The sequence below is a fragment of the Arenimonas sp. genome, assembly GCF_022842045.1.
GTDB lineage: Bacteria > Pseudomonadota > Gammaproteobacteria > Xanthomonadales > Xanthomonadaceae > Arenimonas.
Genome location: NZ_JALHQI010000001.1, coordinates 66,710 through 78,000 on the forward strand (window position 1 = coordinate 66,710; position 11,291 = coordinate 78,000).

The following is an 11,291-nucleotide window of genomic DNA, read 5'->3' on the forward strand; positions in this document are numbered from 1 at the left end:
AAGCTCCTTAGGTCCATTCTTCAACAGGGATGGGCGCACGGGCCGACGGCGTTTTCGGCGGCAGGGCGCTGAGATCGGTGGGGTTCACGGCAGCCGCACTGGCAGCCGCGGATCGCGGCGAGGGGCGTTTGGTCCGCGGACGACGCGACGGATGGCGGGCCTGGCGGGTCTGCGCCTGGGCGGTCGCTTCGATCTGGTCGGTCTTCTCGAAGCCTTCGTCCGTCATCGCGTCCATCCGGGCCTGGGCCTCGGCATCGAGGGCGCGGCGGCTGCCCGGCTCACCCACGGCCCGCCCGGCGATCGCCGGCGCCGTCACCAGCATGCCGTCCGGACGACGGACCCAGACGGCACCGGGGCTGCGGGGGTCGTACCGAACCATGACCTCGTCCTGGCGGATGAGGGGGCTGAGGTCCGGGTGCCAGTAGCGGCTGGCGCCGAAGGTGATGCCGGTGCGCCGAACCGGCCGCATCACGTATGGCAGGAAATCCATCCGGAACTTCAGCGGGGCCGCCGGCAGCGCCGGCGGGACCAACTGGCCCTGTTCGTCCTGCAGGCCCCGCTCCCAGGCCACCAGTGGCGGGACTCCGAGGCTGGAATGCCTGCGCGTGTGGTAGGTCCGGCACACCTTCTGCGTCATCCACTGGCGGAACTCATCCAGGGTGAGGCGAGCCTTTCCGGCGCTGTCGTAGTCGCCCTTGTCACGGATGTTGCTGAAGGTGGTGCCCGGCAGCAGGTGGGCGATCTGCATCAGCGTGCCGATCAGGCGCTCGATGTGGGCCCCGTAGTGCGGCGTCCGCACCGGCCGCCAGGCCAGATCGATCCCATGGTCCTGGCAGCCACGCTGCAGCGCCATGCTGCGGAAGTCCTTGCCGTTGTCGACCAGGATCTTCTTGGGCTTGCCGTACATGGGCCAGATGCCGGGATCGCCCTCGTTCTCGGGCTTGGGCAGCACCGTGTGCTCCACGCACAAGGAGACAGAAACCGCCGAGGGGGGATCCATGGAGATGTACATGCCCATGACGCAGCGGGTCGCCACATCGATGGCCACGGTGACCCAGGGACGTCCGATCACGGTCAGGCGGTCATCGCTCAGGACGAGGACGTCGGCCGGGGTGTGGTCAATCTCCAGCAGATCCAGCGGCCGTTCCGCCTCCAACTTGCCGGTGCGGGCCTCCCAACGTTGCTTGGCCGCCTTGCAGCCCAACCGGGCGCGGTCCGCCTGGTAGCCGTTTTCACGGGCGATTCGGGTCAGCACCGCGGATCGGGACGGCGGCTTGAGCTTGAGTCGCCGAGCCAGGGAGCGGGCACGGGCAACCACGTACTCCTTGGACGGTCGTTCCCGGCGCAGGTAGTGCTTGGCAATGACGTGCTTGATCAGCGTATCGACCTCCGGATCCAGCTGATTCAGGCCGAGCGGCCGACCTCCCGGGCTTCGGGCCAAGGCGCTGGCCCGCGGGTCCTTCCTGAAGGTCGCACGGGCCCTCTGAAGCTGCCTGACGCTGATGCCGTGCCGCTTGGCGAGCTTTTCTAGCTCGCTGCGGGCGACGGTGCTCCGGCTGTTCAGGGGCATCAGGTCCTTGGCGAGGTCACAGCAGCGCTTCCATTCCGCAGCAGGGATTCCCTCAAAGGACGAGACTGCCGCAGTCTTGGGCAGCGCCTCGATCCGGGCGATCGCGACGGAACTGACCGCCCCCGTGGCCACATCACGCACGCGCATGTGGGTGAGCGAGTCGGCCCCGTCGATCTGGATGACCCGGCCATTGGCGACGCAGGTCGTGCCAGGGGTGAGTTCGAGCGTCATGGCCGCGCCCTCCCCGTCCGAAGCTGACATTCGGTAAGCACGACCGTGGCGAAGCCGAGCAACCGGCGAACAGCCGCCAGGCGGCGGCTCACCGCGTCGGGATCACGGTCCAACAAGGACTTCGACTTGATTTCGACGACCGTCCACCGTCGAAATCCCAACCGGAAAATGGCGCGGGTGACCCGGTCGTAAACCACCAGGAAGTCAGGGGTGTAGCGGTGGACGCCATCGACATCCGCGTAGCGGAGCGTGAACGGCTGGGCATGGATGGCCACCAGGCCGGCGTGTCGCGAGAAGAACGCAATGGCATGCGCCTCGAGGTCGCTCTCTACGGGCACGGATTGGGTGGGTGGCGTCCAGGCAACGCGACCGCAGACGTGCCTCCCATGGGAGAGCGGAATTTCTCGAGCGGACCATCGAATGGCACCGTCCACTTTGGACGGCGGGGGTTGATGCATGGCTTTCATTGGAATTTCTCCAAGGCACAGAGCGGCCCCGACGTGGGTCGGGGCGACGATTTGGCTTGTGGTCAACAGCTGCCCATGGGGTGTCCTCCCTTGAATGAGAGGCTTCCCTGCCGGGGGGCTTGGAGACTGTGGATGTCCCACAAGGACGCTCTGCCTTGAGCTGCCCACGCTCCATCGGGGATGGCGACGCATCGTCCGTGCAGGCGGCACGAGACGCGCCGGCGGAGGTGAGTGAGGGGGACGCTAGCGGCGTTTCTCGCCGGCGAAAGTTAGACGAGGTTTTGCCGAAATGCGTTCACCCCTCGTCACGAAGGGGTTTCGCGCTCGTTGGCGGACCCGGGCGTCGCCGCGTGGGGGTCGTTGGCGCAACCAGGTGCGCGCTGGCCGGTATCCGCTTTACCGTGACGTTAGATGACAGAATGCTCCTTAATCCTGTCGCACGCCATCCGAAAACCCCTGTGCCCGGAGGATAAGGTTAGAAGAAATGTCCATAACTTTCCGCAACTTGCCCAGGGCCTGTCACGGTGCGCCGCGGTTTGGCGGACTGTGACAGATGGCCCGTGTGCCAAGCTTGGCGCGTTGCCCACTTCAACGTTCCCAGGCCCCCTCCCATGCCCCAGGTCGACGATGCCCTTCTGACGCTGGTGGTTGGCGTGACGGGCCACCGTGACATCCCGTCCGACGAGTTCCCCGCCTTGGCCGCCCGGGTGACGGAACTGCTCAAGACCCTGCGCCGGGAATTCCCCGGGCTGCCGCTGCTGATGCTCAATCCGTTGGCCGATGGTGGCGACCGGATCGCCGCGCGGGCCGCCGTCGCCATGGGTGTGCCGCTGTTCGTGCCGATGCCGTTCGCGCGCGACGAATACGAGCGCGACTTCGAGACGCCCGAGTCGCTGGCCGAATTCCGCGAGTTGATCGCCGATGCACGCGTCCGCGAGCTGCCCCTGGCGCCCGGCGTCAGCGCCGACGAGATCGCCATCCGCGGCCCGGCCCGCAACCGCCAGTACGCCCAGCTCGGCATGTTCATCTCGTCCCATTGCCAGGTGCTGCTGGCGCTGTGGGATGGCCAGCCCAGCGATGCCCTCGGCGGCACGGCGCAGGTCGTGGACTACCACATCACCAACGCCATGCCCTGGATCGAAAAGCGCGACATCGCCCCGAACCTGTTGGCCGACGACGAAAGCGACCTAGTCTACCACGTCACCTGTTCGCGCCAGCTGGCCCCCGGCAGCACGCCCGGCGCCGTGGCTGCCGGCGAAGCGCGCTGGCTCACGGCCGACGGTGGCTTGCCTGTGAAGGCCGGGGTGCCGGCGGCGTATCGCGCCGTGTTCCGGCAGATGGAGGCATTTAATGTCGACACCCGGAAATACTGGCCGGGCATCCGCCATGACTACCCTCGCCTGCTGCCCGAGCCTCCGCCGGCGCCGGTGCCGCCGGGCGTGCTGCGGATCGAGCGCCTGTTCGGCGCCGCCGACTGGCTGGCGCTGCATTTCCGCCAGCGCGTGCGCCGCAACCTGCAGGCCAGCCACCTCGCGGCGGCGCTGATGGGCCTGGCCTTCATTCTTTACTCCGACATGGCATCCCGGCGGGAATTCGTGGGTGCGTTCCTGCTGCTGTTCGCGGCGGGAGCCCTGCTGGCGTGGGTGGCACGGCGGCGGCAGTGGCAGCGCAAGTACCTCGACTACCGCGGCCTGTCCGAAGGCCTGCGCGTGCAGCTTTACTGGCGGCTCGCGGGCGTACCGGTGCCGGCCGACGGCAGCCTGGGCTACGACAGCTTCCTGCAAAAGCAGGACGTGGAGCTGAGCTGGATCCGCCATGCCATGCGTGGCACCAGCCTGGTGCAGGACAGCGGGTTTGCGTCGGATCCGCGCTGGCTGGACTGGACCATCCGGCACTGGGTCGGCGACGACGCCGGCCAGGGCGGCCAGCTGGCCTACTTCAGGCAAGGCAGCCAGGATCGCGCCAAGGCCTACCTGCTGACCGAGCGGCTGGGCCGGCTTTCACTCTACGCCGGCCTGGCCGGGGCGGTGCTGCTTTGGCTGCTGGGCCACCGCATCGACGGGTCGCACCAGTCGCTGCTGCTGCTGTTCATGGGCCTGTTGCCGCTGATCGCCGGCATCCGCGAGGCGTATTCGTTCAAGAAGGCGGACAAGGAGCTGATCAAGCAGTTCCAGTTCATGGCGCGCCTGTTTGCCAGCTGCAGCGAACGGCTGGCGCGCGCCACGTCGGTCGGGCAAAAGCGCGAGCTGCTGCTGGCGCTGGGTCGCGCGTGCCTGGAAGAGCACGCCGAATGGATCCTGCTGCATCGCGACCGGCCACTGGACGCGCAGGCGCCGCAGTAAGCCCCTGATTCAGGCCGCGGCTTCCCGCCGGCGCCCCAACAGCAGCGCCAGCACGCCTTCGAAGCGGTCGAGCTCGCCGGCGTCGGCGGCGCTGCGCGTATACATGTCCGGGTCGTCGCAGACCCGGAGGATGCGGCACTGCCCCGCCCCGCTCTCGTCCACGCTGATCTCGGCCTCGTAGATGCACTCGCCGGTGGCGCCGCGCCAGGCGCGGAGCTGGCCCTCGTCCAGCCAGACCACCCAGCGGTCCTCGAGGCTGGTGGGCCACAGCCCCTCGGCCAGCTTCGCCATCTCCTCCGGCGTGAAGCTGCGCGCGCAGCGCACGGGCCAGGCCAGCCGCATCCGGCGCAGGCGGGTCAACCACTCGTCTCGTTCGTCCATGGGCTTCCGTGTCGGGTGGTCCGCGGGCAGTTTGCCCGGCGGTTGGCTCATACATTGAGACGGACATCCCGTCCCGGCGAGGCCAACCCGCCCCGCCCCGCCGGCGCCATGGCCTCAGCCGGCGCCGCCCGCGTTCGCGCGCGCGGCTTGCGACGGGCTCACTCGCTGCCGGCTTGTTCGACGACCAGGAATCGCGCCTCGCCCACGGGATGCGCGATGTGCGCCAGGCCCTCGCGGGCATGGAAGATATCGCCCGGACCGAGCAAGGCACGGCGCCGGACTCGGGGAGAGTGAGGTCCGGCGCAAGGGGGAAGCAGTCAGGCATGGCAGGTGCCGCAGCAGCCTGCGCCGGCCGGGCTATCGGTGTTCGTCGGCTCGGACGAGACGGCCGGCGCGGCCTCGTAGCCGTTGGCCGCGAGGGTGGCGACCACCGTGCCGACGTCAAAGAAGCCTTCGGCCTCGACCGTCCCGGCGGCGAGGTCGACGTCGACCCGGGCGGCGGAATCGATGGCCTGAAGGGCCCCGGTGATGCGGCGGACGCAGCGGCCGCAGGTGAGTGGGCTGACGTTGTACTTCAAGGGAGCAACCTCCGGGGGTGCGCCGGCGGGCTTGCCGGCCTGCCGCCAGACTCCGTCCTCCCCCCGTGGCAAGGTCAACATCGACGGTCCGCGGCACCGGCACTGGACAGGGGCGTTGACCTTGACATCATGGGAAGCCGCAGCCTGCGTCCACCCTCCCGCAGGATCCCGCCATGAACCCTCCCCTTTCCGATTCCACCCGCGACACCGAAATCCGCTTCGGCGTGACCGGCATGACCTGCGCGTCCTGCGTGGGCCGCGTCGAGAAGGCGCTGTCCCAGGTCCCCGGCGTGCGCTCGGCCAGCGTCAACCTGGCCACCGAGACGGCGGCGGTCACGACCGACGGCAGCGCCTCGGCCGCGACTCTCGCCGCCGCCGTCGAAAAGGCCGGCTACGGTGTGGCCGTCCAGGAGATCTCGATGGCCATCCTCGGCATGACCTGCGCGTCCTGCGCCGGTCGCGTCGAAAAGGCCCTGGCGAACGTGCCCGGCGTGCAGTCCGCCAGCGTGAACCTGGCGACCGAGACCGCGCGCGTGCAGGTGCTGGCCGGCACCTCGCAGGAGGCGCTGGTCGCGGCCATCTCGGGCGCCGGCTATGAAGTCGCGCCGGTCGCCGCCGAGGCCCCGGCGGCGCAGCATGGCCACGCCGCGGACAAAGTATCCGGCGGCCGCGGCGCGGCCGAGGCGGCGCCTGTTTCGCCGCAAGCGCTCGCGGCCGCCCGCGAGCGCCGCCACCTCATCCTCGCCGCCCTGCTCTCGCTGCCGCTGGCCGTGCCTATGGTGGGCATGTTGTTCGATGCACACTGGGCGCTACCGGGCTGGTGGCAGTTCGCCCTGGCCACGCCGGTGCAGTTCTGGCTCGGCGCCCGCTTCTACAAGGCGGCCTGGAAAGCCGTGCGAGCCCGCACCGGCAACATGGACCTGCTGGTCGCGCTGGGCACGACGGCCGGCTATGGCCTGAGCGTCTACCACCTGCTGTTCACCAAGCCGCACCACGGTGCGCCGCCGCTGTACTTCGAGGCGTCGGCGGTGATCATCACGCTGATCCTGATGGGCAAGTGGCTCGAGGCGCGCGCCAAGCGCCAGACCACCGAAGCCATCCGCGCGCTGCAAGCGCTGCGCCCGGCCACGGCACGCGTGCGCCATGGCAACGGCCACGAAGCCGAAATCCCCGTGGCCAGCGTGCGCGTCGGTGACCATGTGGTGGTGCTGCCGGGCGAACGCTATCCGGTCGACGGTGAGGTCCTCGAAGGACGGAGCCATGCCGACGAGTCCCTGATCAGCGGCGAGTCGCTGCCGGTGGCGAAGGAGCCGGGCGAACGCGTCACCGGCGGTGCGGTCAACGGCGAGGGCCGCCTGGTCGTCCGCACTGTTGCGGTCGGCGCGGAATCGGCGCTTGCGCGCATCATCCGCCTGGTTGAGGACGCGCAGGCGAAGAAGGCGCCCATCCAGCGCATCGTCGATCGCGTCAGCGCGGTGTTCGTGCCGGTGGTGATCGTGATCGCGCTGGCCACCCTGCTCGGCTGGGGCTTCGCCACCGGCGACTGGACGGTCGCCACGCTCAACGCCGTGGCCGTGCTGGTGATCGCCTGCCCCTGCGCGCTTGGCCTGGCCACGCCCACCGCGATCATGGCCGGCACCGGCGTTGCCGCGCGGGCCGGCATCCTGATCAAGGACGCGGAGGCGCTGGAGACCACGCGCCACCTGCGCACCGTGGCCTTCGACAAGACCGGCACACTGACCGCGGGCCGTCCCGAACTTGCCGCGCTGCGCGCCGTGCAAGGTGACGAGGATGCGCTGCTGTCACTCGCGGCTGCCCTGCAGCAGGGCAGCGAACACCCGTTGGCCCGCGCCGTCATCGCCGCGGCGTCCGCGCGCGGTGACTTGGCGCCGCCAGCCGAGGGCATCACCGCCCTGCAGGGACGCGGCATCGAGGGCCGCGTGCAGGGCCATCGCGTCCTGCTGGGCAGCGAGCGGCTGATGCGCGAGCTGGGCGTCGACCTCGCCGCGCTGGCCAGCCAGGGCCAGGCCGAGGCCGCCAAGGGACACTCGGTGTCGTGGCTGGTGACCGGGGACGACGAAGGCCTTGTCCTGCGCGGCCTGCTCTCGTTCGGCGATCCGCCGCGGCCCGAGGCCACCGAGGCGATCCGCCTTCTGCAGGCGCAGGGCTTGCGCACGGTGATGGTGTCGGGCGATAACCGCGGCGCCGCGCAGGCGGTGGCCGCCGCCGTGGGCATCCCGGCGCAGGACGTGCGCGCCGAGGTGCTGCCCGGCGACAAGGCCGACGTGGTGCGCGCGCTGGCCGTCGACGGCCGCGTCGGCATGGTTGGCGACGGCATCAACGACGCGCCCGCCCTGGCCGCGGCCGACGTCGGCTTCGCGATGGGCGGCGGCACCGACGTCGCCATGCACGCCGCTGGCGTCACCCTGATGCGCGGTGATCCGCGTCTGGTGGCCGATGCCATCGACATTTCCCGCCGTACCACCCGAAAGATCCACCAGAACCTGTTCTGGGCCTTCGTCTACAACGTCGTGGGCATCCCGTTGGCCGCCGCCGGCCTGCTCGATCCCGTCGTCGCCGGCGCGGCCATGGCGCTCTCCAGCGTCAGCGTCGTGTCCAACACCCTGCTGCTGCGGCGCTGGTCGCCGCGCGCCCGCCACTGACCGAGGAGGCACCCATGGCACGCCACCTGATCCGCCCCGAGCTGTCCGAAGCCAAGGGCCAGGGCTTCCACAACATCGGAGAAGCCTCTGCCCTGACCGGGGTCTCGGCCAAGATGATCCGGCACTACGAGTCCATCGGCCTGGTACCGCCGGCCAGCCGCACGTTCGCCAACTACCGGCTCTACAACAACGCCGACGTGCACCGGCTTCGCTTCATCAAGCGCGCTCGCAACCTGGGCTTTTCGATGAAGCAGATCGAGCAGCTGCTCGGCCTGTGGTCGGACCCGGGCCGCAGCAGCGCCGAGGTCAAGCGGCTGGCGCAGGCGCACGCCGACGAGCTCGCCGCCCGCATCGCCGAGATGCACGCCATGCAGCGCACGTTGCAGGACCTGGCCTCGCACTGCCATGGCGATGCCCGCCCGGAATGCCCCATCCTGGACGACCTCGCGGGAAAGGACCCGCAGCCATGAGCGAACTCACCTTTTTCTACTCCCCCGGCGCCTGCTCGCTTGCCGTCCACGCCGCGCTCGAACATGCCGGTGCGGATTTCGAGGCGGTCAAGGTCGACCTGCGCCAGAAGCACCCGCTGGCGCCCGACTACCTGCGCCTGAATCCACAGGGACGCGTGCCGACGCTCGTGGTCGACGGCACGGCGCTGACGGAAGCGGTCGCGATCGCCGACTACCTCGATCGCCGGTTCCCGCTCGCCGGCCTGCTGCCGGCCGAGCCCCTGGCCCGCGAAGGCGTCAGCCTCGACAGCCTCAAGCGGGCGACGGACTGACGGAACCATCACGCACCGACCGGGGTAAACTACCGCCATGCCACTGCTTCGCACCCTCGCCCACCTGATGCTGGTCCTGGCCTTGCTGGCCGGCGGCCTCGCGCCGGGCGCTGCCTTTGCGCAGGCAGGCGCGGGTGTCGAAGCCACGATGGTGGATGCCGGGATGGCCGGGAATTGCCACGATCTCGCCGGCGACCCGGTCGGCCCGCGCGACGCCGCGCCCGCCGACTGCTGCGAGGGCGGCTGCGCCTGCGACTGCGTGAATCCCGTCCAGGCCGGCCTGCTGGCCGCCCCGCGACCGGAGCCACCGCCCGCGCGCCATACCGACCTCCGCGTGCCCGCGGGCGTCGAGCCTTCCAATGCCGCGGCGCCCGACGTCCGACCTCCCATCGCTTGATCGCCGACGGCGGACGCGAGTCCGCCACCCCGCGACGCGCCCGCCTTTCGACGGGCCACCCGGCTCCGCCGGGACCGACAGCACGGAGAGATCGACATGACCGTTTCCCTGGCCCGCGCCAGCCTGGCGCTGGCGATGGCCGCCGCCCTTGGCGCCTGCACCACCCTCTCGCCCCAACCGCGCCCGGACGAACTCGGCTCGGCGCTCGAAGCCCGCGGCGGACCCGCCGTCGACTGGGCCGCCGTGGGCGCCCCGCGCGAAGAGCGCGCCGCCATCGGCCGCTGGCTCGACCAGCCCATGACCCTGGACGCCGCGCTGCGCGTCGCCATGCTGCGCAGCCCGCGCCTGCAGGAGGAGTACGCGCACCAGGGACTGGCCCGCGCCGAAGTGCTCGAGGCGGTCGAGATTTCGAATCCCACGCTGTCGCTTTCGCGCATGTCCATCGACGACGGCGGCAGCAATCGCACCGTCGGCCTGTCGTTGCCGCTGGTGGACCTGATCATGCTGCCAGCGCGTACGCGCCTGGCCAAGCTGGAGTACGAGCGCGCCACCTACGAGATCACCGGTGCCGTCCTTGGCGTGGTGGCCGAGGTCGAGTCGGGCTGGTACGAGTACGTGGCCGCGCGCCAGGTCGCCGCGATGCGCGAGGCGGTGGCCGAAGGCGCCGCGGCATCGGCCGAGCTGGCGCAGCGCTTCCACGACGCCGGCAACATCAGCGACCTGCAGCTGGCGCAGGAACAGGCCGTGGCCAGCGAGGCCCGCATCGAGTCGCTTCGCGCCCGCGCCGAGGCTGGCCGCAAGCGCCTGGCCCTGAACCAGCTGCTCGGCCTGCACGGCGACGAAGCGGACTGGGAGGCCAGCGACAACCTGCCGCTGCCGGTGGCGCGGGAAGACGATCCGGCGCTGCTGGCACGGCTGGCGGCCGAGGGCAACACGGAGCTCCTGGCGGCGCGCAAGGAAGCCGAAGTGCTGGCCGACGCGCTGGGCCTGACCCGCTCGCTGCGCTGGCTCGGCGGCAGCGAGATTGGCTATGAGCGCGAGAAGGAAGCGGATGGCGCTCGCCTGCGCGGCCCCGAGCTGGCGTTGGAGCTACCCATCTTCAACCAGGGCCAGGCACGGTTGGCGCGCGCCGAGGCCCAGCTGGCCGCGGCGCTGGCGCGCGTGGATAAGGCCGAGCTGTCGGCTTCGCAAGGCGTGCGGCTGGGCAACGAGTCGGTGACGGCCCTGCGCGAAGTGGTGCGCCTGCACCGCGAGGCGCTGGTGCCGCAGCGCGAGACCATCGTCGCGCGCCAGCAGGAGCGCCAGAACTTCATGCTGATCGGCGTGTTCGAGCTGGTGCAGGCGAAGCTGGCCGAGTACGACGCCTACCAGGCCTACCTCGAGGCGGTGCGCGACTACTGGCTGGCGCGCGTCGAGCTGGCGCGCGTGGTCGGGCAGCGCCTGCCCAGCGACGCCACGATCGGCGAACGCACGCCGGGCGTGCAGGACATCCTGGCGCCGAAGGGCGGCATGGACCATTCGATGCACGGAGCGATGGACCACTCAAAGCATGAAGGGATGGATCGCTCCCAGGACGAAGGGATGGATCACTCGAAGCAGGAAGGGATGGATCACTCCAAGCCCGAAGAGATGGATCACTCCGGGCACGAGGAAATGGACCACTCCAAGCACGAAGGAATGGACCACTCGAAGCACGAAGGAATGGACCACTCCAAGCACGAGGGGATGGACCACTCCAAGCACGAGGGAATGGACCACTCGCAGCACGAGGCCGACGCCGCCGAGCCCGAGGACGACGCGCCCCGCCACGACGAACACGACCACGGAGACACGCCATGAAGCTCACCCGCCGCAACCTGCTGATCGGCACCGGCGCGGGCC

Annotated in this window: 10 protein-coding genes; 6 read left to right on the forward strand and 4 right to left on the reverse strand. The window is 70.2% G+C overall.

Translation table 11 applies throughout. From position 1 onward, the window contains the following. Positions 1 to 7: 7 nt before the first annotated feature. Together Q0C12_RS00290 and Q0C12_RS00295 are read right to left on the reverse strand one after the other, a co-directional pair. Entirely contained in the window at positions 8 to 1,801 is a 1,794-nt protein-coding gene (locus Q0C12_RS00290) for a Mu transposase C-terminal domain-containing protein (RefSeq protein WP_290884547.1), read from the reverse strand. Further along, entirely contained in the window at positions 1,798 to 2,139 is a 342-nt protein-coding gene (locus Q0C12_RS00295; protein ID WP_290884550.1) for a hypothetical protein, read from the reverse strand. The genes Q0C12_RS00290 and Q0C12_RS00295 overlap by 4 nt, the downstream gene beginning before the upstream one ends. A 740-nt stretch (positions 2,140 to 2,879) precedes the next feature. Here Q0C12_RS00295 and Q0C12_RS00300 point away from each other — a divergent pair. Continuing rightward, a complete protein-coding gene (locus Q0C12_RS00300) occupies positions 2,880 to 4,610 on the forward strand; it encodes a hypothetical protein (RefSeq protein WP_290884552.1) in 1,731 nt (576 codons plus the stop codon). Between the two features lie 9 nt (positions 4,611 to 4,619). Here the strand turns inward: Q0C12_RS00300 and Q0C12_RS00305 are convergent, their stop codons facing one another. After that, positions 4,620 to 4,991 carry a hypothetical protein gene (locus Q0C12_RS00305; protein ID WP_290884554.1) on the reverse strand — a complete coding sequence of 124 codons (372 nt, stop codon included), beginning with the start codon at positions 4,989 to 4,991 and terminating at the stop codon, positions 4,620 to 4,622. A 317-nt stretch (positions 4,992 to 5,308) separates the two neighbouring features. Further along, positions 5,309 to 5,569 (reverse strand): heavy-metal-associated domain-containing protein, encoded by a 261-nt coding sequence (locus Q0C12_RS00310; protein WP_290884557.1) that lies wholly within the window; start codon positions 5,567 to 5,569, stop codon positions 5,309 to 5,311. Positions 5,570 to 5,742: 173 nt separating this feature from the next. Here Q0C12_RS00310 and Q0C12_RS00315 point away from each other — a divergent pair, with 173 nt between their 5' ends. The 5 genes from Q0C12_RS00315 (at position 5,743) to Q0C12_RS00335 (ending at position 11,249) form a co-directional block, all read left to right on the forward strand. Beyond that, positions 5,743 to 8,232: a heavy metal translocating P-type ATPase gene (locus tag Q0C12_RS00315; RefSeq protein ID WP_290884561.1), complete on the forward strand. Its 2,490-nt coding sequence runs from the start codon at positions 5,743 to 5,745 to the stop codon at positions 8,230 to 8,232. A 14-nt stretch (positions 8,233 to 8,246) separates the two neighbouring features. Then, positions 8,247 to 8,702, forward strand: a complete 456-nt coding sequence (gene cueR / locus Q0C12_RS00320) for a Cu(I)-responsive transcriptional regulator (RefSeq protein WP_290884564.1) — start codon at positions 8,247 to 8,249, stop codon at positions 8,700 to 8,702. Further along, positions 8,699 to 9,013, forward strand: a complete 315-nt coding sequence (locus Q0C12_RS00325) for a glutathione S-transferase N-terminal domain-containing protein (RefSeq protein WP_290884567.1) — start codon at positions 8,699 to 8,701, stop codon at positions 9,011 to 9,013. Before cueR ends, Q0C12_RS00325 begins: the two co-directional genes overlap by 4 nt. Before the next feature lie 37 nt (positions 9,014 to 9,050). Continuing rightward, the gene (locus tag Q0C12_RS00330) at positions 9,051 to 9,410 is read left to right on the forward strand and encodes a hypothetical protein (RefSeq protein ID WP_290884570.1); all 360 of its coding nucleotides are present in this window, start codon (positions 9,051 to 9,053) and stop codon (positions 9,408 to 9,410) included. Between the two features lie 96 nt (positions 9,411 to 9,506). Beyond that, positions 9,507 to 11,249: a TolC family protein gene (locus Q0C12_RS00335; protein ID WP_290884573.1), complete on the forward strand. Its 1,743-nt coding sequence runs from the start codon at positions 9,507 to 9,509 to the stop codon at positions 11,247 to 11,249. The last annotated feature ends 42 nt before the right edge of the window (positions 11,250 to 11,291 follow it).

What these genes read in the sequence shown, in the direction of transcription:
- Q0C12_RS00330 (WP_290884570.1), top strand. Translation starts at nt 9,051, where the DNA reads ATGCCACTGCTTCGCACCCTCGCCCACCTGATGCTGGTCCTGGCCTTG.
- Q0C12_RS00335 (WP_290884573.1), top strand. Translation starts at nt 9,507, where the DNA reads ATGACCGTTTCCCTGGCCCGCGCCAGCCTGGCGCTGGCGATGGCCGCC.
- Q0C12_RS00290 (WP_290884547.1), bottom strand. Translation starts at nt 1,801, where the DNA reads ATGACGCTCGAACTCACCCCTGGCACGACCTGCGTCGCCAATGGCCGG.
- Q0C12_RS00315 (WP_290884561.1), top strand. Translation starts at nt 5,743, where the DNA reads ATGAACCCTCCCCTTTCCGATTCCACCCGCGACACCGAAATCCGCTTC.
- cueR (WP_290884564.1), top strand. Translation starts at nt 8,247, where the DNA reads ATGGCACGCCACCTGATCCGCCCCGAGCTGTCCGAAGCCAAGGGCCAG.
- Q0C12_RS00300 (WP_290884552.1), top strand. Translation starts at nt 2,880, where the DNA reads ATGCCCCAGGTCGACGATGCCCTTCTGACGCTGGTGGTTGGCGTGACG.
- Q0C12_RS00305 (WP_290884554.1), bottom strand. Translation starts at nt 4,991, where the DNA reads ATGGACGAACGAGACGAGTGGTTGACCCGCCTGCGCCGGATGCGGCTG.
- Q0C12_RS00325 (WP_290884567.1), top strand. Translation starts at nt 8,699, where the DNA reads ATGAGCGAACTCACCTTTTTCTACTCCCCCGGCGCCTGCTCGCTTGCC.